The following is a 25,948-nucleotide window of genomic DNA, read 5'->3' as shown; positions in this document are numbered from 1 at the left end:
GTGAACTTTGAGCGCTGTTTGGATGGGAAAGTGAGATGGGTCAACAGGGACGGGGCAGCCGATGCAGCTTGCATCGCCATGCGATGCAGCCGGGCGCTCGTTTGATCGACATCGTTGGCGTCATTGACGGTTCTCACGAACGCCAAGTTCCTCTCGAAGCGAAACCATTTGTTCGTGGTGATCACCAAGTGAGTATGTGTCGAACCAGAAACCAATTCCAAGAGCGGTTGCGCGACGTTGGATTTCGAAGCTCATCTCCCAACTGAAACTTTGATAATAATATCCAACGCAAACGAACCGGGTCTGGAATTTTGTCTGTACTTCAAGGAGTGCATTGCGATGGCGCTCCAAACGGAAAAGCAGCGCCTCAAGATGGGAACTCAAATGTTCAGTATCTGCCATGCCACTGGAGAGCTGCCAGTTTGACGAGCGACGCGTCATCGGATGGCCATTGATTTCGAATGGCTCGCCGACATTCCAAGATTGGCAGGGTTCTAAAGTCAGAATGCGGGTGATCTCCGCAACGTCATCAACGCCGATTGCGCTGAAATAAGCGTATTCCCGGTCAGAAGCTGGAGGCGAGTTCATATTCAGGCCTTTGCGTTGTTCGAAGGATCAGGTTTTAGCTTCACTCCTTCCCCCCGAACATCCGCCGCAGCATCTCCGCCATCGGTCCCTTTTCCGGCACCTTGATCGTGGGCTTGGGCGAACGCGCCTGATGGATGTGGCTCTGGCCCTTCGGGGCAGGCTTGGCGGCAGTCGCGCCCTTGGCGCCGGCGGGCTCTTCCCGGCCGCCGGTGGCGACACTCACCTTGTTCATGTAGAGGGCATCCTCGCCCTTGACGAGACTGTCGGCATTGCGGGCGATCGCGTCGAGAAAGGGCTCCAGCCACTCGCGATCCACCTTGGCGAAGTCGCCGAGGACGTGCGGGTTGACCTTCTCCTTCGCACCCGGATGACCGATGCCGAGGCGCACGCGGCGATAGTCCTTCGAGCCGAGATGGGCGTCGATGGACTTCAGCCCATTGTGGCCGCCATGGCCGCCGCCGGTCTTCACCCGCAGCTTGGCCGGCGCGAGGTCGAGCTCGTCGTGGATGACGACGACGTCCTTGGGCTCGAGCTTGTAGAAGCGCACCGCCTCGCCGACCGAGCGGCCGGATTCGTTCATGAAGGTCTGCGGCTTGACGAGCAGCACCTTCTCCCCGCCGATGACGCCCTCGGCGATCTCGGCGGAAAACTTCTTCGACCAGCCGGGAAAATTGTTCTGGCGGGCGATTTCATCGACGGCCATGAAACCGATATTGTGCCGGTTGCCGGCATATTTCGGCCCCGGATTGCCCAGACCTGCGATCAGAAGCATCATGGCACTCCTTGGGATCATCGACGATCGTCGTGGTTCGAACTGTCGAACGCCGCGGCTCCGTCCCAGTCCCTGCGAGATTTCGGCATTCCGCCAATCCCCTGCAACAAGGACGACAGCCGACACGTCAGGGTGGAATAAGAAGCGAAAACACCGACACTTCGTCATCCCGGCCCCCGAGCCGGGATCCATTCCTCTGCGCTGAGACCGCTGTTGCGGGGCGGAACACGCCATCCGCTAGAGGCCGATCAACTTGGCGGCGTCGACGGTTTAGAATGGATCCCGGCTCGGGGGCCGGGATGACGACGCCTTTATGCCGGCATCCAGACTGTCGACGCCGATGCCGACTGTTGGAACCAGACATATGAAAACGGCCGGACAATCATGCCCGGCCGTCGGATGGTTCAAGAAGACGAAGCCGGCAGGCTTACTCCTTGCCGGCCTTGGTCTCGCCCTCGACGGTCTGAGCCTTCTGCTCGGTGACCTCGGTCTCGCCTTCCTCGTCGCCCTCCGAGCGCATCGCCGCCGGCGAAACGATCGTGGCGATGGTGAAGTCGCGATCGGTGATGGTCAGCTCGACGCCCTTCGGCAGGGTCAGCGCCGAGGCGTGGATCGAGTCGTTGATCTCGAGACCGGTGAGGTCGATCGCGAAGAACTCCGGGATGTCGCCGGCCGGAGCCTCGACCTCGACCTCGTGGCGAACGACGTTCAGCGTGCCGCCGCGCTTGAGGCCGGGAGACTTCTCCTCGTTCTCGAAATGCACAGGGACCTCGACCGTCACGCGGGTGTCTTCGGAGACGCGCAGGAAATCGACGTGCATGAGGAAGTCGCGGACCGGCTCGAGCTGGTAGTCCTTCGGCAGGACCTTGATCTGCTTGCCGCCGAGCTCGATCGTCGCGATCGAGGTCATGAAGCCGCCGGCGTGGAGCGCCAGGAAGGTTTCCTTGTAGGGCAGCGCGATCGGCAGCGGCTCTTCCTTGCCGCCATAGATGACGGCGGGAATCATGTTGTTGCGGCGCAGATACCTGGCGGCCCCCTTGCCGACCTTCTCGCGCGCCTCGGCCTTGACCGTGAAGGTCTGGTGCATGGCGTTACGTCCTTTTGTTTTTCGAGGGGTCGAGCCGGGCCCCATGCCCGAAACGACGAAAAGCGGCACCCTTGCGGAAACCGCTTCACTCCGCGCTGCCTCCAAGGGTGTCCGCGCGGACACGCGAGCCTATAGCGCAAGGGTCTCCTGCGGGCAAGGCCGGGCCGTTGACGCTGAAGGGTGTGGGGCCGCCTGACAGCAGGGTGGCAGGGGCGCAAGTGCGGCGCCCGCCGCTCCGTCTTCCGGAGGGCGGGCGCCGCATCTGTCGCTCGGACCGGATCTTTCGTTGAGGGGCCTTGCGTCAGCCGCCGAACAGCGCCTCGAGGACGTTCGGCGAGCGTGCTTTGCCGAGTTCGGCATAGACCTTGCCGGCGCCGCGGCCGTCCGGCCCGATGACGATCACCTTCGAGCCGACCGGAACGCGCGAGTAGAGATGCTCGACATCCTCGTTCATCATCCGGATGCAGCCCGAGGACATCATCTGGCCGATGGTCCAGGGCTGGTTGGTGCCGTGGATGCGGAACAGCGAATCGCCGCCGCCGCGATAGAGATACATGGCCCTTGCGCCGAGCGGGTTGCCGGGGCCGCCCTCCATGTAGGCCGGCAGCTCGCGGCCCTTCTTGCGCTCACGGGCGACCATAGCCGCTGGCGGCGTCCAGCCCGGCCACTCGGCCTTGCGGCCGACCTTCATGGTGCCCGACCAGCCGAAGCCCTCCTTGCCGACGCCGACGCCGTAGCGCGTCGCCATGCCGTTGCCTTCGACGAAATAGAGGAAGCGCTTGCTGGAATCGACAATGACCGTGCCGGGCTTTTCCGAAGTCTGGATGCGGACCTCGCGGCGCATGAACTCCTGCGCCGGCTTGCGGCTCTGGATCCGGCGCTGCGCCTGCGGCTGGCTGGCGTCGAGGGTCTCCCAGGAGAAGGTCGCGTAGTTGTAGCGACGAACGGTCTCCGCGGAGGCTTCGGCCGCGACCGATGCGACCATGCCGGCCGCCGCCAGGCCGAGGACGAGCTTCTTCAACGATGTCATTAATGTCTATCTCCAGCTGATCGCCCGCTCGTTCCGGCGGGCTTCTTCGTTGATGTCTTGCGGGGCCGCTTCGAGCCGGCCCCCACTGCCATCCTCGCGAGGCGGGGCCCGCCTCCACGTGTCTCCTTCAGGTGGCGCTCATCCGACTCGATCATCAGATCGAGGCTGGATGCCACGCCAAAACCATCTTTTTGCCATCATTCGAATGCGCTGAGCGGCCGATCGATCCAATCCCCTCTCGCGCTTCTCGTTCACAATTGCGTGTTGCTGTCCTACAGCACCACGACCCTCGTTCCCACCCGGACACGTTCGTAGAGGTCGGTGACGTCCTCGTTGCGCATGCGGATGCAGCCCGAGGAGACGTTCTGGCCGATCGTCCAGGGCTGGTTGGTGCCGTGGATGCGGTAGAGCGTCGAGCCGAGATACATCGCTCTGGCACCGAGGGGATTGGCGGGTCCGCCGGGCATGTGCGCCGGCAGGATGCGCCCCTTCTTGCGCTCGCGGGCGATCATCTGGCGCGGCGGCGTCCAGCCCGGCCACTCGGCCTTGCGGGTGATCCTGTGGGTGCCCGACCAGCCGAAGCCGGTCTTGCCGGTGCCGACGCCGTAGCGCCGGGCCGTGCCGTTCTCGCCGACGAGGTAGAGGAAGTGCGATTTCGAATCGATGACGATCGTGCCCGGCGTCTCGCGTCCGGAATAGACGACGTCCTGGGGCAGGAACTGCGGGTCGATGGGGCGGCCCGGCTGGATGGCGCGGTTGCCCAGCGACGCCGACTGGACGCCGGCTGCGCTGTCGGGCGTGCGGGCGCCAAGCACGACACCGCTCGGCGATACCGGCGTCGCGAACTCCATCACCCAAGGGCCGTCGACGCCGGCGGCGATCCGCACCTGCGGTCGCGGCTGGCCGCGGTCGAGCGCCAGAGCGCCGGGCATGGAAGCGGCCAGGCTCGTCGTCAGAACGAGCGCGGCGAGGGCATCCCGTCGAAGCATCGAAGTCTCCTCATGTGACTGTCGGTCGCAGGCGGCGCGGCCGGTTCGTCAGCAAGGCTCGCCCGAAAGGGCGACCGAAGGGTTAACCGGAAGGCCCTGGGCGATAACGCTCTTTGGAAACCATTCCGTAGGGTTAACGGCGGGTTTCCGCGGAGTGCCGCGAGCAGCTTTGGCAAAAGCCGTCTCAGGCTGAGGCAAGTGAGCCGTGCAAAAATCAGGCATTGATAAATGAGCCCAAATATGATGCATTGTTGCAGTGCAGCATGAGCGGGGCCGGCGTCCTTGGTCCCGCTTGACGCTTGACCGACGACCCGAGATGCCATCGGCCCGACGTCCGCCTCGCATGCTGCAAAACCGAGTGCAGGTCTTCCGGAGGAGGAACGTTCCGGGACCCTGCCGCAATATCAACCCCAGCCGCGGGCGGAGGAGCGGCCTCAGAAACGGAACCGATCGATGATCGCCCTGACCCTTCTGATCTGCCTGAATGCCGATCCCAGCAACTGCCACAAGGAAGACGTCGCCTTCGACGGCTCGATCATGCAATGCGCCATGTTCGGCCAGGCGGCAGCCGCGAACTACATGGGCGGACGGCCGAAATGGTCGCTGAAGCGCTACAGCTGCTCGTCGCGGCGGCTGAAGAGCGCCTGAGGCGGCCGACCCGTCGGGGACCGTTCGCCTGCTGTGCAAGACTTGCCTGCTCGCCCGGCGGCTGGCATGACCGGTGGCGATGGATCACGAGCACCCCCTTGCGGACGGCCTCGTCCGGCGGGACGACGGCACTCTCGGCTGCGCCTGGCACGGCGCCGATCCCCTCTATCGTCGCTACCACGACGAGGAGTGGGGTCGGCCGAGCGGCGATGATGACCGCCTGTTCGAAAAGCTGTGTCTCGAAGGCTTTCAGGCCGGGCTGTCCTGGCTGACGATTCTGAGGAAGCGCGAGGCGTTTCGCGAGGCCTTCGAGGGCTTCTCGATCGATCGCGTCGCACGGATGGGCGAGGCGGACGTCGACCGCCTCGTCGCCGATCCCGGCATCGTGCGCCATCGCGGCAAGATCGTTTCCGCGATCAACAATGCGAGGCGGGCGGCCGAGATCCGGCAAGCCCACGGCTCGTTGGCCGCCTTCCTGTGGTCGTTCGAGCCGGACGGCACCGGGCGCCCGGATGTGGTCGACGTCGCCTTTCTGCGCGCGACGCCTTCGAGCGCCGCCTCGACGCGCCTGTCCAAGGCCCTGAAGAAGGCCGGCTTCTCCTTCGTCGGCCCGACCACCGTCTATGCGTTCATGCAGTCCATGGGTTTCGTGAACGACCATGTCGAGGGTTGCTCCGCGCGGCAGTCCTGCGAGGCCGCTCGCGCGGCATTCGTGCGGCCTGCGCGGTCCCCGCATCCGGGCGACGCCTGACGCGCATGAGCCGCGCTCGCCTGCTCGGTGGACAGGGCGAAGCGACGCCATGCGAGGATCTTCACGTCTCCTTCACCCGCCGGTGAGATTGCCTTGAGGACGTGACTTTGCGGAACGGGTGATGCGGTGAAGATAGCGATCGTCGGATGCGGCTTCGTCGCCGACTACTACATGCTGACCCTCGCCAATCACCCGGCGCTGGAACTCGTCGGGGCCTTCGACCGGGACGAGGTCGCCCGGCGCCGGTTCGAGGCGCATTTCGGCGTCCCCATGTTCGGCAGCCTCGAGGCGCTCCTCTCGACCTCCGGCGCCGAGCTTCTCCTCAACCTCACCAATCCCTCCAGCCACTACGAGGTCTCGAAGGCGGGCCTTCTCGCCGGCCTCCACATCTATTCGGAAAAGCCGCTCGCCATGGCGGTCGGCGAGGCGGAGGAACTCGTGTCCCTCGCCGAAGCGCGCGGCCTGCAGCTCGCCGCGGCGCCCTGCTCCTATCTCGGCGAGGCGGCGACGGCGCTCGGCCGCGAGATCGCCGCCGGCCGGATCGGCGAGGTCCGCCTCGTCTATGCCGAGATGGAGGACGGCATGGTCTTCCGCGAGCGGCACGCGGAGTGGCGCAGCCCCTCTGGCGCGCCCTGGCCGTCGCGGGACGAGTTCGCCGTCGGGGCGACGCTCGAACACGCCGGCTACTATCTCAGCTGGCTCTGCGCCTTCTTCGGGCCGGTGGTCGAGATGACCGCCTTCGCCGCCCGCTGCTTCGACGACAAGGGCACCGGCCAGCCGCCGGAAGAACTCGCCAACGACCTGTCGGTGTCCTGCCTGCGGTTCTCCTCGGGCGTCGTCGCCCGCCTGTCCTGCGGCCTCGCCGCGCCCAAGGACCGGTCGCTGCACGTCATCGGTACCGACGGGATCCTCTCCCTCACCGAGGCCTGGGACTATGCCTCGCCGATCTATCTGCGCGACGTGACCGGCCACTGGCAGACCCGCCCGGCGATCATCGGAAAGGTCTTCGAGCGCCTGGCGCGAGGCCGGCCGCTGCGCCACTGGTTCGGCCGGCGCCTCGCTTATGCGCGCGGCAGCGCCAGGGTGCCGGGAACCTCGTCGCGGATGGATTTCGCGCGCGGCCCGGCCGTCCTCGCCGCGGCGGTCGGGGCGGGGAGGCCGCTGGAATTCGGCGCCGATTTCGCGCTGCACATCACCGAGCTCGCCCTCGTCGCGCAGAACGCCGGCGACTACGCCATGCCCTACCGCCCGCGCTCGACATTCGCCCGCCCGCTCGGATCAGGCGGCGGCGGCCTCCAGGATCTCGAGGACGGCGATGCTGTCGGCAAGCGGCATGACCGGGCTGTCGGTGAGGCCGCGCGCTAGGCATTCGGCGAAATGATCCGCCTGGTACTGCAGGCCGGTCCCTTCGAAGAGCGTCGGGATGCGGCGAACCTTCAGGCCGGATGCGATCTGGCGCAGCGCGGCGAGACGCGTCGGCCGCGAGCGCCGGGGCAGCGGAGCGCCCGCCTCGCCGGGGCTCTTGACCGGAGCCGGCGGCATCTTGCGCAGTGACAGCATCGGCGGGCAGAGCATCGAGCGGTGGAGGGCGATCACCCCCGCGGTGCCGGTGATTGCGGCTTCGTTCGGTCCCTCGGCGTCGAGGCCGCAGCTCAGGCCGGCGAGAACGTCGCCATGGCGGGTGGCGAGCGTCGCGGCCGCGACGGCGCCGTTCGGATAGCGCCGGAGCTGCCCGGCGGTCGCATCGGCGGGACCTGCGAGATGGACGGCGAGCGAGGCGGGATAGACGGCGAGGTCGAGGAGAGCGCCGCCGGACACCGGATCGAAGAGCGGGTCGTCGGGAGCGTAGCGAGATGCATAGGCGAGGCCCGCCTCGATCCGCCGGATCTCGCCGATCGCGCCCGCGTCGACCAGCTGCTTCAGCCGGACGATCCCCGGCGTGAAGCGCATCCACATTGCCTCCATGGCGAGCAGCCCGGCGTCCCCGGCGGCCTCGGCGATGGCGCGGGCGCCCGCCGCGCTCGTCGCCAGCGGCTTTTCGACGAGCACCGGCTTGCCGGCGGCCAGCACCTTCAGGGCGAGCTCGACATGGGCGGCATTGGGCGTCGCGACATAGACGGCATCGACGTCCGGCCGCGCGATGACCGCCTCGATCGCGCCGGAGACCGCGGCACCGGCCGCCGCCGCAAGGCCCGCCGCCTTCTCCGGCGATCTGCCGCCTACGGCAACGAGGGTGCCGGTACGGGAGAAGCGCAGATCCGATGCGAAGCGGCGGGCAATGCCCCCGGTTCCGATGATCGCCCACCGGATCGCCTGCCTGTCCATCGGTCTCTCCGCTCGCCATTGCACGGACAGAGACTAACCGGACAAAGCGAATGCCAGCTTACCGCAGCAGGCGAGACGGTCGCGAGTGAGGCAGGGGCGATTCAGCCGACCAGAGCGAGGCGGATGGTGAGCGCCACGGCTCCGATGAAGCCGATGCCCGCCAGCCACAGCACGGCGAACCACACCCAGCGTTGCCAGGCCGGGCGCTCGCCGGTCTCGCGTTCGACGTCGTCCGGGGTCAATGGTAGCCCTCTCCCTCACGCACCTTGCCGCGGAAGATCCAGTAGGCAAAGCCCGTATAGATCAGGATGGTCGGGATCAGCACCGCAGCTCCGACGAGCAGGAAGATCAGGCTCGATTCCGGCGCCGCCGCCTGCCAGATCGTGACGTCCGGCGGAATGATGTTCGGATAGAAGTTGATTCCCAGTCCGACGAAGCAGAGGACGAACAGCGCGAGGGCCGAGAGGAACGGGCGATGATGCTTGCCCGTCGCCAGCGATTGGAAGAGGCTGATCGCGACCACGACGAGAAGCACCGGAACCCAGGCGACCGTCATGAACTGGGGAAGGCTGGCGAACCAGCGCGAATAGAACTCCGGCTGCAGGAACGGCATCCACAGGCTGACGCCGCCGATCGCGCCGAGCGTCCCGACGGCGAGGACATAGGCGTAGCGCCGGGCGATGTCGTGGACGTCGCCCTCGGTCTTCATCACCAGCCAGGTCGCGCCGAGCAGCGCATAGCCGACGACGACCGCGGCGCCCGTCGCCAGCGAGAAGGCCGTCAGCCAGTCGAACCAGCCGCCGGCATAGGCGCGGCCCTCGACCTCGATCCCCTGCACCAGGGTGCCGAGGGCGATGCCCTGGCAGAAGGCGGCGGTGAGCGAGCCGATGAAGAACGAGACGTCCCACATCCAGCGGCCGCGCACCGTCTTGAACCGGTATTCGAAGGCGACGCCCCGGAAGATCAGCGCCAGGAGCATGGCGATGATCGGCGCATAGAGTGCCGGCATGATGATCGCATAGGCCAGCGGGAAGACGGCGAAGAGGCCGCCGCCGCCGAGCACCAGCCAGGTCTCGTTGCCGTCCCAGATCGGCGCGACGGAATTCATCGCCGTGTCGCGGTTCTCGTGGCGGCCGAGGAACGGAAACAGGATGCCGGTGCCGAGATCGAAGCCGTCTAGGATGACATAGGCGACGACGGCAAAGGCGATGAGGAACGCCCAGAGGACTGCGAAATCCATGTCCGTTCTCCTATTCCGCCGGGTCCGGGACCCTGCGCCCCTCCAGGGAGGGGGCGGGAGTGATGCCGGCGGTTCGCGTCGGCTGGTGCGGGGTGTCGTCTTCGTAGGGGGTCGGTGCCTTGCCCATCAGGCGCAGGATGTAGAAGGTTCCGGCGCCGAACAGCAGGAAATAGACCACGATGAAGGCGACGAGCGAGGCGCCGACGGCCGGCGCGCTGATCGGCGAGTGGCTCTCGGCGGTGCGCAAGAGGCCATAGACCGTGAAGGGCTGGCGGCCCATCTCGGTGGTCACCCAGCCGCAGAGGACGGCGACGAAGCCGGCCGGCGACATCAGGATCATCGTCCGCTGCAGCCACGAGGATTCATAGAGCGATCCGCGGAACCGCTTCCACAGCGACCACAGGCCGATGCCGAGCATGGCGAAGCCGATCGCCACCATCACCCGGAACGTCCAGAAGACGACGGTGGAGTTCGGCCACTGGTCGCGCGGGAACTCCTTCAGGCCTTGCACAACGCCGTCGAGGCTGTGGGTGAGGATCAGCGAGCCGAGATAGGGAATGTCGAGGGCGTAGTCGGTCCGGCCCGTCTCCATGTTCGGGATGCCGAACAGGGTGAGGGGCATCGCATGGTCCGTGTTGGTCTCGAAATGCCCCTCCATTGCCGCGACCTTCGCCGGCTGGTGCTCCAGCGTGTTGACGCCATGGAAGTCGCCGGCGACGATCTGCAGCGGCGCGACGATCGTCGCCATCCAGAGCGCCATCGAGAACATCGTCCGCGCGCTGGCATTGTAGCGGTTCCGCAGGAGGTGGAACGCGCCGACGCCGCCGACGACGAAGGCCGTGGTGAGATAGGCGGCGAGCACCATGTGGACGAGGCGGTAAGGGAAGGACGGGTTGAAGACGATCGCCCACCAGTCCTCGGGAACGAACTGCCCGTCCGCATTGATGCCGTAGCCCTGCGGTGTCTGCATCCAGCTGTTCACCGACAGGATCCAGAAGGCCGAGAACAGCGTGCCGATCGCGACGACGACGGTCGCGAAGAAATGCAGCTTGTTGCCGACCTTCTTCTGGCCAAACAGCATGATGCCGAGGAAGCCGGCCTCGAGGAAGAAGGCCGAGAGGACCTCGTAGCCCATCAGGGGACCGAGAATCGGACCCGTCTTGTCCGAAAACACCGACCAGTTCGTGCCGAACTGGTAGCTCATCACGATGCCCGAGACGACGCCCATGCCGAAGGACACGGCGAAGATCTTCACCCAGTACTTGAAGGTGTCCATGTAGACCGGCTTGCCGGTCGCCAGCCACAGGCCTTCCAGTACCGCCAGATAGGAGGCGAGGCCGATGGTGAAGGCCGGGAAGATGATGTGGAACGAGACGGTGAAGGCGAACTGGAAACGGGCCAGGTTGACTGGGTCGAAGCCCTCGAACATGGGATGGCTCCCGGTTGTTTTGGTCGGGTTTGGTTTGCACTCAATCTAGGCATTGCGCAATGCGGCGAAGAGCGCTGCGGATGACATTCGTGCTATTGCAGCCATGCATTTTCGGGGCATCAAGGGAACGGCGAGAGCGATGGAAGAGGCACGGGTCAGGCGGGTTCTGAACGAGATATTCGACGCCTGCGTCGATGCGGCGCATCCGAAGGCGATCCTTCCCGCCCATCTCCCCGAGCCGCCGGCGGGGCGGGTCGTCGTCCTGGCCGCCGGCAAGGCGGCGGCATCCATGGCCGCCGCTGCCGTCGCCCATTACGACCGGGGCCTCGAGCCCGGGCGGATCATCGGCATCGCGGTGACCCGCGACGGCTACGCGCTTCCCGCCGCGCCGATCCGGGTGGTCGAGGCGGGCCATCCGCTGCCGAACGAGGCGGGGCTCGCGGCGACGCGGGCGGTCCTGGAACTCGCCGCCGGCGCCGGGCCGGACGACCTGGTGCTGGCGCTGATCTCCGGCGGCGGGTCCGCCAACTGGCTGGCGCCGGCGCCGGGCGTGTCGCTCGCCGACAAGCAGGCGGTGACGAAGGCGCTCCTGCGGAGCGGCGCCGGGATCGACGAGATCAACTGCGTCAGGAAGCACCTGTCGCGGATCAAGGGCGGACGGCTCGCCGCCGCGGCGCGGGCCGGCGGCGCGCGGCTGGTGACGCTGGCGATCTCGGACGTCCCCGGCGACGATCCGAGCGTCATCGCCTCCGGCCCGACCGTACCCGACAGAACGACGCTGGCCGACGCCCGGGCCATCGTCGAACGACGCGCCATCGCGCTGCCGGAGAGCTGCCGGGCGGCGCTGGACGATCCGGCGAACGAGAGCCCGAAGCCGGGCGATGCGGCCTTCGACGGCGCGCAGTTCACCATCGTGGCGACGCCCGCCGAGGCGCTGGCGGCGGCGGAGCGGGCGGCGCGGGCGGCCGGCTACGAGGTGCTGAACCTCGGCGCCGACGTCGAGGGCGAGGCGCGAGAGGTCGCCACCGAGCATGCCCGCCTCGCGCTGGACGCCAGGGCGCGCGGCGAAAAGCTGGCGATCCTGTCCGGCGGCGAACTCACGGTGACGATCCGCGGCGAGGGGAAGGGCGGTCCGAACCAGGAATACGCCCTGGCCCTTGCTGTCGCTCTCGACGGGGCGGACGGCATCGCCGCGCTCTCCGGCGACACCGACGGCACCGACGGGGGCACCGGCCTCGCCACCGACCCGGCCGGCGCCTTCGTCCTCTCCTCGACGCTGCAGCGGGCGCGAGCCGCCGGCATCGACCCCGCCGCGGCGCTGGCGGACAACGACTCGACCGGCTTCTTCGCCACGATCGGCGATCTGCTGCAGCCCGGCCCGACCCATACCAACGTCAACGACTGCAGGGTGATTTTGGTGGGGTGAGCATGGTGGGTGCTTCGCTGGTATCTGGCACGCCTTGTTCGGCGCGAATTCACCATGGGATCTCGACATGATAGGCCAGCGATTCTGTGGACAGCCGCATCTGCGACCGTCATGTCACACCTCGGCGTGCTAGTTTGTCCATGGCGCTGATCGCCGCCCCGGCGTGCCTCGCGCCCCTCCGCCGAACCCTCGCCCGATCCACCCGAAAGGCAGATGATGACCGTCGCCGTCGATCTCGGCACGACCCACAACGGTGAGCCGGCCGAACTGGACCTCGAGGAACTCCTGTCGACGCGCCTTCTCGTCCAGGGCAATTCCGGCTCCGGCAAGTCGCATCTGCTTCGCCGCCTGCTGGAGCGCAGCGCCGGCCATGTCCAGCAGGCGATCGTCGACCCCGAGGGCGATTTCGTCACGTTGGCGGAGAGATACGGCCACGTCGTCGTCGACGCCAACCGGACGCCCGCCGAACTGACCCGCATCGCCGGCCGCATCCGCCAGCATCGTGCGTCCGTCGTCCTCAATCTCGAGGGCCTCGACGCCGAGGTGCAGATGCTCTGTGCGGCGGCCTTCCTCAACGGGCTCTTCGAGGCCGACCGCGCCCTCTGGTTTCCGATGCTGATCGCCGTCGACGAGGCGCATCTCTTTGCGCCTTCGATGTCGGGCGAGCATTCGGACGAGGCGCGCAAGGCCTCGCTCGGCGCGATGACCAACCTGATGTGCCGCGGGCGCAAGCGCGGCCTGGCCGGCGTCATCGCCACCCAGCGCCTCGCCAAGCTCGCCAAGAACGTCGCCGCGGAAGCCTCGAACTTCCTGATGGGCCGCACCTTCCTCGACATCGACATGGCCCGCGCCGCCGACCTCCTCGGCATGGACCGCCGCGCCGCCGAGCGGTTCCGCGACTTGAACACCGGCGAATTCGTGGCGCTCGGGCCGGCGCTCTACCGCCGCCCGGTGCCGATCCGCATCGGCACGACCGAGACCCATTCCAAGGCCGGCCGGCCGACGCTCGCGCCGCTGCCGGAACTCGCGCCCGAAGACCTCGCCGATCTCGTCTTCACCGCAAGTCCGGAGGAAGAGGAGGCGGAGCGCCGCCAGGCGCGGCGGGCGACGCCCGGCTTCCCGCCGCCGCCGCCGGCACCGCGGATCGACCCGGCGAGCACCGCCGTGCCGACGCGGGCGATCCTTGAACGGGTCAGCCAGAGCCCGTCGGTCTCCGAGCCGGTCGAGGACGAGGATCCGCGCTCGGCCGAGGAGCGGATGGCGGCCGTCGATGCCATCTTCGCCGAAATGCTTCAGGATCCCGAAGCCGCCTTCCGGCCGGTGCCGGTGCTCTATCAGGAGTTCCTCACCCATTGCCGGCTGAAGCGCATCTCCGGCGCCGCCACCGACATGACCGCCTTCCGCCGCCGGCTCTCCCTGGCGCGGGCCGGCATTGGCGAGGCCACCGACGATCCGGAATGGCAGGTGGTGATCGAGCGGGCCGGCGAGTTGCCGGAGGAGATGCAGGGCGTCTTCATGATGCTCGCCCGGGCTGCGCGGGACGAGGCGGAATGCCCCTCGGACGAGGCGCTCGCGAGGGCCTATGGCAGCCATTCGCCCTCGCGCGGACGGTTCCTGTTGTCCTTCATGGACGAGCGCGGGCTGATCAAGGCCGACCGCGACTTCCGCGGCAACCGAGTGGTGACCATCGCCGGCACGAGCTGGCGGACCAAGCTCCCCGACGTCCGGCTCGACGACATCGACGAGGCGAGGGCGCGAAGGGCGGCACGTTTGGCGCGGCAGGGCGGCTGACTGGCGCAGAACCTCCGCCTGCCTAGACTGCGGGCGTTTCGACGTGCGGGAGAGGAGCGGTCGGCCCTGCAGCCCTCAGCCGGCGATGCGCAGCAGCCTCAGCGTGCCCAGGACGAACCCGTCGCCGATCGCCACTTCGACGACCAGATCGAGCCCGATGGCCAGAAGCACCGTTGCCCAGGCGGGCAGCTTCGAGGCCGCGAAGAAGCCGGCGAGGACGAAGATCGTGTCGCCGGTCGCATTGAGGATCGAATCGCCGAAATAGTCCGGCGCATCCGGCGAATGGCTGAACATGGCGATGAGGGCGGGGGTGTTTTCCATCGCCTCCCAGGCGGCGCTCGAGGCGACGGCGAGGACGGCGCGCTTCGCCAGCGGCCAGCGCGGCGCCATGCGGGCGACGAAGCCGAAGAGTGCCATGCCGAAGATGACGTGAAGCGCCGAATACCAGTCGGAGAACTGCTGGCTGTTCTGCGCCTGGCTCAGCTCGCCCTGCCAGAGTGCGACGACGCCGCAGGGACAGATCCACGGTCGGTCGACGATGCGCAGCCAAGCCACCAGCGCGGCGAACACCAGGGCGGCTGCGGCGAGACTGACGCCCTGGGACCGGAAGATCGCCGCCTCGGAGCGGAACGCCGGACGATCGGGCGTCGGTTCGGCGGCGCAACCCGCGACCCCGGCAGGCTCCTGGAGCAGGCGTCGTGGCGCCTGCCGTCTGCGATCGAACAGCAGTGTCAAGGCTTTATCATCTTGAATGGGAAGAGGGATGGAATGGCGCGCGGGTCGGCTATGGCCTAAGGATGTCGCAATCGCCGCGTCGTTCAAGTCGCCGACTGCCCCGAAGTTCGTTCCCATGACCCGTTTCGCCGTCGTCTGTCCCCCCTATTACAGCCATTTGCGGCTGTTCGAGACGCTGGCGGCGGAACTCGTGCGACGCGGCCATGTCCTTCACTTCATCGTCAATGGCGGTGCAGCGGGAATGATCACCGGCGGATCGGGCATCACCGTCCATGAAGTCGGCCAGCGCTCCCGCGCGGATCTGGACCGGCTGACGACGCGCGCCGCCGCTGGCGGCGGCGGCCTGTCGGTGCTGCGCACCGTGCGCGATTCCGCCCGTCTCACCGACGAACTCTGCCGCGAGGCGCCGGCACTTTGCCGGGACCTGAAGATCGACGCGATCATCGGCGACCAGATGGAGCCGGCGGCGGGCCTCGTGGCGGGCCATCTCCACCTGCCGTTGGTGTCGGTGGCGTCGGCGCTGCCCATCCATGACGATCCGGCGGTGCCGCTGCCGTTTCTCGGCTGGCCCTATGATGCGAGCGAGGCCGGGCTGAAGCGCAACCGCGGCGGCGTCATGGTCGCCGACCTGCTGCTCGCCCGCCAGAACCGGACGATCGCCCGCTGGGCCGAGACATTCCAGCTTTCCGAACGCCGGTCGCTGGCCGATTGCCTGTCCGCGACCTGCCAGATCAGCCAGATGGTCGAGAGCTTCGACTTCCCGCGCCAGCCGTCGCCGATCCGCCACGGGGTCGGGCCGATCCGGGCGATGCGAAGGGAGGCGCCGGCCTTGCCGATCCGGCGCGATCCGGTCCGGCCGCTGGTGTTCGCCTCCTTCGGCACGCTCCAGGGGCACCGGCTGCGGCTGTTCCGCAAGATCGCCGAAGCCTCCCGTCTCGTCGGTGCCGATTGCGTCGTCGCCCATTGCGGCCGGCTCGGCCCCGCCGAGGCCGCGACCATCGACGCTGCACTGGTGACCGATTTTCTGCCCCAGCAGGCGATGCTGCGAGAGGCCGATGTCTGCGTCACCCATGCCGGCATGAACACCGTGCTCGACGCACTGGAGGCGGGCAAGCCCATGCTGGCGATACCGATGGCCTTCGACCAGCCGGGGATCGCCGCCCGCATCGTCCATCATGGCGTCGGCGAGAGGCTGACGCGCGGCCATTTGTCCGTGCGTTCGATCGCAAGCCGCCTTGAGCGTTTGCTGATACAAGCTAGTTTCACTGACAATGCACGCCGGATCGGGGGCGACGTTGCAAGGGCCGGCGGATCGACCCTCGCAGCCGACCTCGTCGAAGCGGTGCTGAAGGCCTCCATGGGGGAGGAGCGACCAGAAGGGCATGGGATGCATGGCCGCCATTGACGGCGTCGATATCGCTCTCGTCGGCGGGGGGCTCGCCAACGGGCTAATCGCCTGGCGGCTGAAGGAACTGCGTCCCGATCTCAGGGTCGCCATGTTCGAGGCCGGGCCTGCGGTCGGCGGCAATCACACCTGGTCCTTTCACGAGGGCGACCTGACACCGGCCGAACACGGCTGGATGAAGCCCTTCGTCACCTATGCCTGGCAGGACAACGAGGTCCGCTTCCCGAACCGCCGCAAGAGCCTCGGCACCGGCTATCGCAGCGTCGCCTCGGAGCGCTTCCGGGAGTTGCTGGAGGAACGCCTCGGCGGCTCGATCCGCTGCAACGCGCCCGTCAGGGCGGTGACGCCCCGCTCGGTCGTCCTCGAAGACGGCTCGACGGTGACGGCCGGCGCAGTCGTCGACGGCCGCGGCCACGCACCGAGCCGGCATATGCGCCTCGGCTTCCAGAAGTTCCTCGGCCAGGAGATCGAGATGCGCGCGCCGCATGGCGTCGACCGCCCGGTGATCATGGATGCGACGGTTCCGCAGGCCGACGGCTACCGCTTCGTCTATCTCCTGCCGCTGACGGACACCCGCCTCCTGATCGAGGACACCTACTATGCCGACGGCGCCGAACTCGATCGCGCCCGGCTCGCCGCCTCGATCGGCGACTACATGGCTGCGCATGACTGGCAGCCGGCCGGGATCCTGCGCGAGGAGGAGGGCATCCTGCCGATCGCCATCGACGGGGACATCGAGGCCTTCTGGAACGACAAGGCCGGGGTTGCAGCCTCGGGCCTTGCCGCCGGCCTGTTCCATCCGACCACCGGCTATTCGCTGCCCGACGCGGTGAAGCTCGCCGACCGCATCGCCGGCCTGCCCGAGCACACGGCGGACGGGCTCTATGCCGAGACCCGCCGCCACTCCGTCGACACCTGGAAGGCGCGGGGCTTCTTCCGCATGCTGAACCGGCTTCTGTATTTTGCCGGCGACGCCTCCCAGCGCTACCGCATCCTCGAACACTTCTACCGGCTCGACGCGCCGCTGGTCGCTCGGTTCTACGCCGCCCGCCTGCGCACCCGCGACAAGCTGCGCATCCTCACCGGCAAGCCGCCCGTACCTTTCGGCAATGCGATCCGGGTTCTCGCCCGCCACGGACTGACGGGAGAACTGGCATGAACGCGGTCATCGAGCGATTTCCGGAGGAGCGGCCCGGTGGCCGTCGCCGTGCCGTGGTGATCGGCGCCGGCTTCGGCGGCATCGCCCTGGCGATCCGCCTGCAGGCGGCGGGCTTCGACACCGTGCTGGTCGAAAAGCGCGACAAGCCCGGCGGGCGGGCTTACGTCTACGAGGATGCCGGCTACGTCTTCGACGCCGGGCCGACGGTGATCACCGATCCGTCGGCGCTGGAGGAGCTGTTTACGGCTGCCGGCCGCAAGATGGCCGACTATGTCGAGCTGCTGCCGGTCTCGCCCTTCTACCGGCTGTGCTGGGAGGACGGCCGCTTCTTCGACTACGTCAACGACCAGGCCGAGCTCGACCGGCAGATCCTCGACTTCAATCCCGCCGACGTCGAGGGCTACCGCCGCTTCCTCGCCTATTCCAAGGACGTCTTCCGGGAAGGCTACGAGAAGCTCGGTACCGTGCCGTTCCTGTCCTTCCGCGACATGATCCGCGCCGGGCCCCAGCTCGCCCGGCTGCAGGCGTGGAAGAGCGTCTACGCCAAGGTCGCGGACTTCATCCAGGACGAACAGCTGCGCCAGACTTTCTCGTTCCATTCGCTGCTGGTCGGCGGCAATCCCTTCGCGACTTCGTCGATCTACGCGCTGATTCATGCGCTGGAGCGGCAATGGGGGGTCTGGTTCGCCCGCGGCGGCACCGGCGCGCTGGTCGCCGGCCTGGTGAAGCTCTTCACCGACATCGGCGGGCGGATCGAGCTGTCCGCCGAGGTCGCCGAGATCGAGATGGAGAAGGGTCGGGCGTCGGGCGTCCGGCTGAAGGACGGGCGCCGGCTCGCGGCCGACTGCGTCGCCTCCAATGCCGATGTCGTCCACACCTATGGCGGCCTCATGGGCACCAGCGGGCGCGGCGTCTCGGAGGCGAAGCGACTGAAGAAGAAGCGGTTTTCCATGTCGCTCTTCGTCATCTATTTCGGCCTCAAGACCCACCGGCCGGATATCCGCCACCACACGGTGTGCTTCGGCGCGCGCTACCGGGAGCTGATTTCGGAGATCTTCAACGGCAAGGACCTGCCCGGAGACTTTTCCCTCTATCTGCACAACCCTTGCGTCACCGATCCGTCCCTGGCTCCGGACGGGGCAGGGGCATTCTACGTGCTCTCGCCGGTGCCCCATCTCGGCAATGCCGACATCGACTGGGAGAAGGAGGGGCCGCTCTACCGCGACCGCATCCTCGACTATCTCGAGGCGCGCTACATCCCCGGCCTGAAAGCCGATTTGGCCACCTGCCGGATCTTCACGCCGGCCGACTTCAAGTCCGAGCTGAACGCGCATCTCGGCTCGGCCTTCTCGCTCGATCCGGTGCTCACCCAGAGCGCCTGGTTCCGGCCGCACAACCGCGACGACGTGATCCCCAATCTCTACTTCGTCGGAGCGGGAACCCATCCCGGCGCCGGCGTTCCGGGGGTCGTCGGCTCGGCCAAGGCGACCGCCGGGCTGATGATCGCGGACCTTGCGGACTGAACCGATGTCGCTCGCAACCGATCCGACGCATCCGCCGCTCGCCAGGGCTGACAGGGAGGAGCTTGCCGCCCTGGCGGAGGCTACGATCGCCAGGGGATCGAAGAGCTTTGCCGCTGCCGCGCGGCTGTTCTCGCCGGAGATCCGACGCAGCGCTATGATGCTCTATGCCTGGTGCCGCCACTGCGACGACGTGATCGACGGCCAGCAGCTCGGCTTCACCCGCCGCCCCGTGGCGGAGCTCGCCGAGCCGATGGAGCGGCTCAACCGGATCGTCATCGACACGATGCGAGCCCTCGACGGCGAAACGGCGCTCGATCCGGCTTTTCTGTCGGTCGCCGACGTGGTGCATCGCCACGCGTTGCCGCGGCGGCTGTTGGTTGAGCATCTCGAAGGCTATCGCATGGATGTCGGCGGCGAGCGCTACGAGACCATCGAAGCGACGCTCGGCTACTGCTACCGGGTCGCCGGGGTGGTCGGGGTGATGATGGCGCTGATCATGGGCGCGCGGCACGAGGTGGCACTCGACCGGGCGAGCGATCTCGGTATCGCCTTCCAGCTGACGAACATCGCTCGCGACATCGTCGAGGATGCCCGCGCCGACCGCGTCTATGTTCCGGACGCCTGGCTGGCCGAGGCGGGGCTGCGCGCCGAGGATCTCGCCGATCCCGCCCACAGGCAAGCCGTAGCGGGGGTGGCCGGGCGGCTGGTCGATCTCGCCGAGCCCTATTACCGCTCGGCCTTCGTCGGCCTTGGCGCCTTGCCTGCCCGCTCCGCCTGGGCGGTGGCCATGGCCCACGGCGTCTATCGACAGATCGGGATCGACCTCAAGGCACGGGGCGCCTCGGCCTACGGAACCCGGCAGTCGACCGGCAAGGCCGCCAAGCTGCGCCATGTCGCTCTCGGAGCGACGAAGGTGGTGGTCACCAGGACGCCATGGCCGTCGCGGCGGCCATCGGAACTGTGGACACGGCCGCGCGGGCGACCGGCGGACGAGGAGCAGTCGTCAGGCGACCGTCGAACGGCTCTCTGACCGCTCGCTCTTGCGCGCCTGCCGCTCGGCAGCGACGGTGCCGCGGCGCCGCAGCTCCGCCGAGAGGCTCTCCACCGGCGGGGCATAGAGGAAGCCGAACGAGACGCAGCCATCCTTGCCCTCGACCGCGTGGTGCAGCCGATGGGCCTGGACGAGGCGCTTGGCATAGCCGCGATGGGGGATGGCGCGGAACGGCCAGCGCTGGTGCACCAGCCCGTCATGGACGACGAAATAGAAGATGCCGTAGAGCGTGATGCCGATGGCGACCGCGCCGACCAGAGGATAGCCCTGGGAGGCGACGACGAAGAGAATGATCGACAGGACCGAGAACACCACCGCATAGAGGTCGTTCTTCTCGAAGAGCCCTTCGGTCTCCTCGTGATGGGACTTGTGCCAGCCCCAGCCGAACCCGTGCATGATGTATTTGTGCGCCGCCCAGGCGACGCCCTCCATCACCAGGAAGACGAAGATCGCGACGGCGGCGAGGCCGAGATATTCCATCAGGCTCATGCGTCTCTCCCATCGGGTCGTCGCCGCATCGGTGGAGCATTCCACCGATGGCGCGGCCCGAAGCGTGGCAGGTTCATTGCGCGCCGACGTCCTGCTGGCGAAGGGACGAGCCTTCGGTGACGGGCATCGCTTCCTGGAAGATGAAGTCGACGCAGCCATGCATCAAGCTCTTCGGCCCGACGGACTCGTTCAGGAAATCGTGCGCTCTGGCGACGTGAGCCCGGATCCGTCCGACCACCGATTCGCTGCCGATGACCGAACCGATGGTCGACTTGCCGATATCCTTGCCGACGTCCTTGCCGGTGCGGCCGGCATTGGCGTCCTGGTCGAGCAGGTCGTCGAGCAGCTGGAAGGCGTGGCCGAGTTCGGTGGCGAAGTTGCGCAGCGCGATCCGCACGCCGTGGTCGGCGCCCGCGACGACCGCGCCGATCTCCACCGCCGCCGAGAACAGCGAGCCGGTCTTCAGGCTGTTGGTCGCGGCGATGTCCGTCACGTCGCGCTGATGCGCACCGTCGCGCAGGTCGGCCAGCTGGCCGGCGACGAGGCCCGAAACGCCCACGGCCCTGGTCAGGATCACGACGCTCTGCGAGCGCACGGCGTCGCTCGCGCCGGACAGCTTCGCCAGCGTCTCGAATGCGCCGGAGAGGGCTGCGATGGCCGCCAGGATCGCGACGTCCTCGCCATAGGCCGCATGCACGGCTGGCCGGCCGCGGCGCAGCGAGGCGTCGTCCATCGAGGGCAGGTCGTCGAGGGTCAGCGAGGCGGCATGCACCATCTCGATGGCGCAGCCGGCGTCGACCGCGACGTCGACATCGCCGCCGAGATCCATCGCCACCAGCACCGTCATCATCGGTCGCAGGCGCTTGCCGGGGGCCAGAACGCTGGCGGCAATGGCTTCGTCGAGCGCCGTCTGGCCCGGCAGGGCGCGGGGAACGAGACGGGCGAGCCGTTCGTCGATGACCTCGCGCTGGGCAGCGAGGCTCCGCTTGAGGTCCGGCGTCATCGCATCACCGACGATGCCGGCATGCATCGGGGGATTGCCCCCGGACGGTCAGACGCGCATTCTCCGATTGCCACGATCGTCCTGAACTCCATGCCTCGTACCCGGCAACTGACTGCCGCGACTCATAACGGGAAATGCGCCTTGCCGACAGCCATTTATCGCAGCCCGCAGGCTCCGGGCTGAACCCGGCCGATGGTGCCAGCCGGGTTCCGGACATCGTTGCAAACGATTTCGCCATGGACAATGGCGGACTGATGAAGCGGGCTGTTGGAAGACGGCGACGACGCGGCGGGAGGCCGGCGCGCCGCCTGCGACGATTGGACCCCGACCCTCGATGACCAGAGTGCGATGAGCGACCATCACGACCGGCCGAAAGGCACCGACATTTCCGGTCGCAAGAGCGACCACATCGACATCGTGCTCGCCGGCGCGGGTGGAACCGACCGCGTCACCTCCGGTCTCGAGGCGATTCGCTTCGAGCACAGCGCGCTGCCGGAGCTTGCCCTCGGCAAAATCGATCTGTCGGCGGGTTTTCTCGGCAAGCAGCTGAGGGCGCCGCTGCTGATCTCCTCGATGACCGGCGGTCCGGAGCGCGCGGCGACGATCAACGCCCATCTGGCGGAAGCCGCCGAAGAACTCGGCATCGCCTTCGCCGTCGGCTCGCAGCGGATCGCCATCGAGGGCAGGGCCAGCGGCGGTCTCGACCTGACGCTGCGCAGGCTGGCGCCGAGCGTGCCGATCCTGGCCAATGTCGGGGCCGCGCAGCTCGGCCTCGGCTACGGACAGAAGGAGGCGATGCGGGCGGTGGACATGATCGCGGCCGACGCGCTGATCGTCCATCTGAACCCCCTTCAGGAGGCCGTGCAGGCCGGTGGTGACACGGACTGGCGGGGCATATTCGCCGGGATCGAAGCGCTCGCCCGCGAGCTTCCGGTGCCGGTCGTCGTCAAGGAAGTGGGGGCAGGGATCTCGGCGCGGCTTGCGCGACGCCTCGTCGAGGCAGGCGTCGCGGCGATCGACGTCGCCGGGGCCGGCGGCACCAGCTGGGCCGCGGTCGAGGGTGAACGGTCCGAGGATGTCCGTCTGCGCAAGACCGCCATGGTCTTCGCCGACTGGGGCATTCCGACGGCGCAGGCGATCGCGGCGGTGCGGGCGGCCTGTCCCGCGACGATGCTGATCGGTTCGGGCGGCATCAGGACCGGCCTCGACGTGGCGAGGGCGATTCGTCTGGGGGCGGATGTCTGCGGCCAGGCGGCGGCTTCGCTGGCCGCGGCGGACCGGTCGGCGGAAGCGGCCGTGGCGCATTTCTCCGGCGTCGTCGAGGAACTGCGGATCGCCTGCTTCTGCACCGGATCGGCCGACCTTGCGGCGCTGAGGCGGGCACCGCTGGTCGATCCGCCGCACTTCGCCCCGTGAATCGCTTGAGGAGCCAGCCCGCGCGCGGAGCGCTATCGCGCCAGCGCCGCCTCGGCCGGATAGAGCTTGTCGAGGAGCGGCAGGTGCTTTGCTCCCCGCTCGACGAGGAACGCCTTGAACGCTCTTTCCGCCGGCGCGGCGATTCGCTCCTGGCGGCAGACCGCGTACCACTTGCGCCGGATCGGCATCTCGGCGACGTCGAGCACCGCGATCCGCCCCATCTCGACCTCGAAGGCGATGGTGTGGGCGGAGATGAAGGCGATGCCGAGCCCGGCCATCACCGCCTGCTTGATCGTCTCGTTGGAACCCATCTCGACGCTGCAGGCAGCCAGCCGTTCGAGATCGCCGGCAAAGAAGCCCTCCAGCGCCGCTCGCGTCCCCGATCCCTGTTCGCGAATGATGATCCGTTCGCAGAGCAGCCGTTCGCGCCGGATGTCCCGCTCGCGGACCAGCGGATGATCCGGTTCGGCGATGATCACCAGCGGATGGTCGCCGAAAAACGTGGAGGCGACCGGAAATTCCGTCGGCGGGCGCCCCATCAGCGCGATGTCCAGCTTGTAGTCCTTGAGGTCGGCGATGATGTCGTGGCGATTGCCGACCTTGAGCTTCATCTCGATCTCGGGATAGGCGTCACGAAAGGCCGCGATCAGCCGCGGCGCGAAGTATTTCGCCGTGGAGACGACACCCAGATTGATCGTGCCGGACCGCACTCCCTTGATCGAATCGATCTCCTCCGAGAGGCCCCGCAGGGTCGTCTCGATGGCGTTGGCGGCCGCCAGTATGGCGGTCCCCGCCACCGTCAGCCGCATCCCCTCGCTGGTCCTGTCGAAGAGGGCGAGACCGACGTCGTCCTCCATCTGTTTCACCTGGAGGGTCACGGCCGGAGCCGTCAGCCCCAGCTGTCTGGCGGCGGCGGCGATCGTCCCGTGGCGACTGATCGCCTGGACCGAGCGCAATTGGCGAAGAGTGAGGTTCCGCATGACTCCGTAGTTATTTTGTTTTACGGCTTGCGTAAAGATAATAAATTTTACTTATCCAGCCTGCGCGTCCATCGTCCTCTTCACAGGGCGAGCGGGGCGCAGAACCCCGCAGCTCCATGGAGGAAAGCATGGCATCGTCTCTCGACGCACATCTGAGTTCGGAATGCGGCAGCGATCCGCTGAAGCGACAGGTCGCCGACACCATCCGCAATCTCTGCAGCGCCTCGGTCAAGCTGCGCAACAAGATCATCGCCGGCGGCGAAGGCATGGGCAACGCCCACGGCGCGACGAATGCCGGTGGCGACGTCCAGAAGGAACTCGACGTCGTCGCCGACAAGGTCTTTCTCGAGGCGGCCGAAGCCTCGCCGATCGCCTTCTTCGGATCGGAGGAGCAGGACGAGGCCGTGGCGCTGAAGCTCGACGCCCCGCTGGCGCTGGCGATCGACCCGCTGGACGGCTCCTCCAACATCGAGACCAATGTCTCCATTGGCACGATCTTCTCGATCCTGCCGGTCGGTGACGAGCATCGCGGCGATCCGGCCTCGGTGTTCCGGCAGAAGGGCTCGGTGCAGCTCGGCGCCGGCTTCTTCGTCTACGGGCCGCAGCTCCTGCTGGTCATGTCGATGGGCAACGGCACCCACGTCTTCATCTTCTCGCCGAGCTTCGGCGGCTTCGTCGAATTGAAGTCCTCGCTGGTGCTCCTCGACAAGGCGAAGGAGTTCGCCATCAACGCCTCGAACTACCGGCATTGGGACCAGCCGATCCGCAGCTATGTCGACGACCTCCTCGCCGGCAGCGAGGGCCCGCGCGAGCGCGACTTCAACATGCGCTGGATCGCCTCCATGGTCGCGGACTGCTACCGCATCCTCTTGCGCGGCGGGATCTTCCTCTATCCGGGCGACGGACGCAAAGGCTACGCCAAGGGCAGGCTGAGGCTGGTCTACGAGGCCAATCCGATCGCCTTCTGCGTCGAGAACGCCGGGGGGCTCGCCACCGACGGGACGACGCGGATCCTCGACATCGTGCCGGAGGGACTGCACGACCGCACGCCGCTGGTCTTCGGATCGAAGCGCGAGGTCGAGCGGGTCGCGAGGTACATTGCCGATCCCTCGGCGCTGGCCGAGCGCTCGCCGCTGTTCGGCAAGCGAAGCCTGTTCAGGGCATAATCAAATTCGACCCGCTGCGTTGGGAGGCGCATCGGGATCCGGGAGGGAAACCAGATGTCCGCTAAGCATCCGATCATCGCCATCACCGGCTCGTCCGGCGCCGGCACCACCTCGGTGAAGAAGATCTTCGACCAGATCTTCCGCCGCGAGGACGTCCGCGCCGCCTTCATCGAGGGCGACGCCTTCCACCGCTACGATCGCCAGGCGATGAAGGCCAAGATGCTGGACGAGGAGTCCCGGGGCAACCGCGACTTCTCGCATTTCAGCCCGGAGGCCAACATCCTGGAAAAGCTGCAGGAGGTCTTCCAGGACTTCGGCCGCAAGGGCAGGGGCGAGACGCGCCACTACGTCCACGATCAGGAAGAGGCGCAGCTCTACGGCGCCGAGCCCGGCACCTTCTCCGAATGGGCGCCGCTGGAGGAGAGCGACCTGCTGTTCTACGAGGGCCTGCATGGCTGCGTGAAGACCGAGACGGTCGATCTGGCGCCGCTGGTCGATCTCAAGATCGGCGTCGTCCCGGTGATCAATCTCGAATGGATCCAGAAGATCCACCGCGACAAGGCCACGCGCGGCTATTCCACCGAAGCGGTCATGGACACCATCCTGCGGCGCATGCCGGACTACGTGAAATACATCTGTCCGCAGTTCGGCCGCACCGACATCAACTTCCAGCGCGTGCCGATCGTCGACACCTCGGACCCGTTCATCGCCCGCTGGATCCCGACGCCGGACGAATCCATGATCGTCATCCGCTTTGCCAAGCCGCGGGGCATCGATTTTCCCTATCTTCTATCTATGATCCACGGGAGCTTCATGTCCCGAGCCAACTCCATCGTTGCACCGGGCAACAAGCTCGACATCGCAATGCAGCTCATCCTGACGCCGCTGATCCTCCAGCTGATGGAAAAGAAACGTCGCGCGTCCTGAGCTCGAAAAGAGATTCCA

The 25,948-nt window shown here is 67.4% G+C and carries 25 protein-coding genes; 12 read left to right on the top strand and 13 right to left on the bottom strand.

The genetic code is table 11. The features are described from left to right. Positions 1-120: 120 nt before the first annotated feature. The 5 genes from ATO4_RS02075 to ATO4_RS02055 all read right to left on the bottom strand — a co-directional run bounded on the left by ATO4_RS02075 (position 121) and on the right by ATO4_RS02055 (position 4,466). Positions 121-588 (bottom strand): DUF4279 domain-containing protein, encoded by a 468-nt coding sequence (locus ATO4_RS02075; RefSeq protein ID WP_083589707.1) that lies wholly within the window; start codon positions 586-588, stop codon positions 121-123. Positions 589-628: 40 nt separating this feature from the next. Next, a complete protein-coding gene (gene pth / locus ATO4_RS02070) occupies positions 629-1,360 on the bottom strand; it encodes an aminoacyl-tRNA hydrolase (protein WP_083589846.1) in 732 nt (243 codons plus the stop codon). A gap of 427 nt (positions 1,361-1,787) precedes the next feature. After that, entirely contained in the window at positions 1,788-2,447 is a 660-nt protein-coding gene (locus ATO4_RS02065; protein WP_083589706.1) for a 50S ribosomal protein L25/general stress protein Ctc, read from the bottom strand. A gap of 301 nt (positions 2,448-2,748) precedes the next feature. Beyond that, positions 2,749-3,468: a L,D-transpeptidase gene (locus ATO4_RS02060; protein WP_245308528.1), complete on the bottom strand. Its 720-nt coding sequence runs from the start codon at positions 3,466-3,468 to the stop codon at positions 2,749-2,751. A 281-nt stretch (positions 3,469-3,749) separates the two neighbouring features. Continuing rightward, positions 3,750-4,466 (bottom strand): L,D-transpeptidase, encoded by a 717-nt coding sequence (locus ATO4_RS02055; protein ID WP_083589705.1) that lies wholly within the window; start codon positions 4,464-4,466, stop codon positions 3,750-3,752. Positions 4,467-4,919: 453 nt separating this feature from the next. On the opposite strand from ATO4_RS02055, the gene ATO4_RS02050 reads away from it, so the two are divergent. From ATO4_RS02050 to ATO4_RS02040, 3 genes are all read left to right on the top strand, one after another. Beyond that, complete coding sequence (locus ATO4_RS02050) at positions 4,920-5,114, top strand: hypothetical protein (RefSeq protein ID WP_083589704.1); 195 nt, start codon at positions 4,920-4,922, stop codon at positions 5,112-5,114. 79 nt (positions 5,115-5,193) lie between these two features. Beyond that, positions 5,194-5,865 (top strand): DNA-3-methyladenine glycosylase I, encoded by a 672-nt coding sequence (locus ATO4_RS02045; protein ID WP_083589703.1) that lies wholly within the window; start codon positions 5,194-5,196, stop codon positions 5,863-5,865. A gap of 126 nt (positions 5,866-5,991) precedes the next feature. After that, entirely contained in the window at positions 5,992-7,230 is a 1,239-nt protein-coding gene (locus tag ATO4_RS02040) for a Gfo/Idh/MocA family oxidoreductase (protein ID WP_083589702.1), read from the top strand. On the opposite strand, the gene ATO4_RS02035 is transcribed toward ATO4_RS02040, so the two are convergent. From ATO4_RS02035 to ATO4_RS02025, 4 genes are all read right to left on the bottom strand, one after another. Then, positions 7,144-8,190 (bottom strand): Gfo/Idh/MocA family oxidoreductase, encoded by a 1,047-nt coding sequence (locus tag ATO4_RS02035; protein WP_083589701.1) that lies wholly within the window; start codon positions 8,188-8,190, stop codon positions 7,144-7,146. The genes ATO4_RS02040 and ATO4_RS02035 overlap by 87 nt on opposite strands. A 101-nt stretch (positions 8,191-8,291) precedes the next feature. Then, a complete protein-coding gene (locus ATO4_RS26825; RefSeq protein ID WP_139802192.1) occupies positions 8,292-8,432 on the bottom strand; it encodes a DUF2474 domain-containing protein in 141 nt (46 codons plus the stop codon). Then, complete coding sequence (cydB, locus tag ATO4_RS02030) at positions 8,429-9,430, bottom strand: cytochrome d ubiquinol oxidase subunit II (RefSeq protein ID WP_083589700.1); 1,002 nt, start codon at positions 9,428-9,430, stop codon at positions 8,429-8,431. Before cydB ends, ATO4_RS26825 begins: the two co-directional genes overlap by 4 nt. 10 nt (positions 9,431-9,440) lie before the next feature. Then, complete coding sequence (locus tag ATO4_RS02025; protein ID WP_083589699.1) at positions 9,441-10,859, bottom strand: cytochrome ubiquinol oxidase subunit I; 1,419 nt, start codon at positions 10,857-10,859, stop codon at positions 9,441-9,443. A 139-nt stretch (positions 10,860-10,998) separates the two neighbouring features. Here ATO4_RS02025 and ATO4_RS02020 point away from each other — a divergent pair, with 139 nt between their 5' ends. Continuing rightward, positions 10,999-12,285 carry a DUF4147 domain-containing protein gene (locus tag ATO4_RS02020; RefSeq protein WP_083589698.1) on the top strand — a complete coding sequence of 429 codons (1,287 nt, stop codon included), beginning with the start codon at positions 10,999-11,001 and terminating at the stop codon, positions 12,283-12,285. Between the two features lie 216 nt (positions 12,286-12,501). Further along, entirely contained in the window at positions 12,502-14,076 is a 1,575-nt protein-coding gene (locus ATO4_RS02015) for an ATP-binding protein (protein ID WP_083589844.1), read from the top strand. Between the two features lie 75 nt (positions 14,077-14,151). Here ATO4_RS02015 and ATO4_RS02010 read toward each other — a convergent pair whose 3' ends face one another. Then, the gene (locus ATO4_RS02010) at positions 14,152-14,811 is read right to left on the bottom strand and encodes a DUF2585 family protein (RefSeq protein WP_176222820.1); all 660 of its coding nucleotides are present in this window, start codon (positions 14,809-14,811) and stop codon (positions 14,152-14,154) included. 115 nt (positions 14,812-14,926) lie between these two features. On the opposite strand from ATO4_RS02010, the gene ATO4_RS02005 reads away from it, so the two are divergent. From ATO4_RS02005 to ATO4_RS01990, 4 genes are read left to right on the top strand one after another with little or no spacing between them, the layout of a single operon-like run. Beyond that, on the top strand, positions 14,927-16,216 hold the full coding sequence (locus tag ATO4_RS02005; protein ID WP_176222819.1) for a glycosyltransferase: 1,290 nt from the start codon (positions 14,927-14,929) through the stop codon (positions 16,214-16,216). Beyond that, positions 16,203-17,375, top strand: a complete 1,173-nt coding sequence (gene crtY, locus ATO4_RS02000; RefSeq protein WP_083589696.1) for a lycopene beta-cyclase CrtY — start codon at positions 16,203-16,205, stop codon at positions 17,373-17,375. Before ATO4_RS02005 ends, crtY begins: the two co-directional genes overlap by 14 nt. After that, positions 17,372-18,898, top strand: coding sequence for a phytoene desaturase (locus ATO4_RS01995; protein ID WP_083589695.1), 1,527 nt, complete (start codon positions 17,372-17,374; stop codon positions 18,896-18,898). Before crtY ends, ATO4_RS01995 begins: the two co-directional genes overlap by 4 nt. A gap of 4 nt (positions 18,899-18,902) precedes the next feature. Beyond that, a complete protein-coding gene (locus ATO4_RS01990) occupies positions 18,903-19,928 on the top strand; it encodes a phytoene/squalene synthase family protein (RefSeq protein WP_083589694.1) in 1,026 nt (341 codons plus the stop codon). Here the strand turns inward: ATO4_RS01990 and ATO4_RS01985 are convergent. Further along, positions 19,902-20,438 (bottom strand): sterol desaturase family protein, encoded by a 537-nt coding sequence (locus ATO4_RS01985; protein WP_245308513.1) that lies wholly within the window; start codon positions 20,436-20,438, stop codon positions 19,902-19,904. The two genes, ATO4_RS01990 and ATO4_RS01985, sit on opposite strands and share 27 nt — an antisense overlap. Before the next feature lie 73 nt (positions 20,439-20,511). Next, positions 20,512-21,468, bottom strand: a complete 957-nt coding sequence (locus ATO4_RS01980) for a polyprenyl synthetase family protein (protein WP_245308512.1) — start codon at positions 21,466-21,468, stop codon at positions 20,512-20,514. A 321-nt stretch (positions 21,469-21,789) separates the two neighbouring features. On the opposite strand from ATO4_RS01980, the gene fni reads away from it, so the two are divergent. Further along, positions 21,790-22,857 (top strand): type 2 isopentenyl-diphosphate Delta-isomerase, encoded by a 1,068-nt coding sequence (gene fni / locus ATO4_RS01975; RefSeq protein ID WP_083589840.1) that lies wholly within the window; start codon positions 21,790-21,792, stop codon positions 22,855-22,857. 32 nt (positions 22,858-22,889) lie between these two features. Here the strand turns inward: fni and ATO4_RS01970 are convergent, their stop codons facing one another. Continuing rightward, entirely contained in the window at positions 22,890-23,837 is a 948-nt protein-coding gene (locus tag ATO4_RS01970; RefSeq protein WP_083589693.1) for a LysR family transcriptional regulator, read from the bottom strand. A 128-nt stretch (positions 23,838-23,965) separates the two neighbouring features. Here ATO4_RS01970 and ATO4_RS01965 point away from each other — a divergent pair, with 128 nt between their 5' ends. Continuing rightward, positions 23,966-25,003, top strand: coding sequence for a class 1 fructose-bisphosphatase (locus tag ATO4_RS01965; RefSeq protein ID WP_139802191.1), 1,038 nt, complete (start codon positions 23,966-23,968; stop codon positions 25,001-25,003). Between the two features lie 54 nt (positions 25,004-25,057). After that, positions 25,058-25,930 carry a phosphoribulokinase gene (locus tag ATO4_RS01960; RefSeq protein WP_083589691.1) on the top strand — a complete coding sequence of 291 codons (873 nt, stop codon included), beginning with the start codon at positions 25,058-25,060 and terminating at the stop codon, positions 25,928-25,930. Positions 25,931-25,948 lie beyond the last annotated feature (18 nt).

This window comes from Aurantimonas sp. 22II-16-19i (assembly GCF_002088275.1).
Lineage (GTDB): Bacteria > Pseudomonadota > Alphaproteobacteria > Rhizobiales > Rhizobiaceae > Jiella.
Note: the sequence above shows the minus strand (reverse complement) of the source record. Positions and strands in the feature narration are given on the sequence as shown.